General features: G+C 56.5%; 1 pseudogene. It reads left to right on the top strand.

The window, feature by feature from the left end:
• Nucleotides 1-253: pseudogene (locus ET33_RS39120) on the top strand (YhgE/Pip domain-containing protein); the annotation flags it as partial.

Here is a 253-nt window from a genome sequence, read left to right as displayed (position 1 = left end):
CTGTGCCTGCTTCTGTTCGGCATGAGCGGTATGCTGATGAATATTTTGCTGTTGTCGGTTCAACTCGTCACATCCGGCGCGATGATGCCTCGCGAGCTGCTGTCGGCGTTCTATCTGCGGTTGGGCGAATCGCTGCCGGCTTTCTACGCAGTCGAGGGGAGCATGGACATTCTATTTGGTGGAACCGGGACCGGCGCTTCGGCGGTAAGTCTGCTTGCTTTCATCGTCCTTTCTGCGGGGATTAGTGTGTTGG

Source organism: Paenibacillus tyrphae (assembly GCF_000722545.1).
GTDB classification, from domain to species: domain Bacteria; phylum Bacillota; class Bacilli; order Paenibacillales; family NBRC-103111; genus Paenibacillus_G; species Paenibacillus_G tyrfis.
This window is presented reverse-complemented; position numbering and strand designations above follow the sequence as displayed.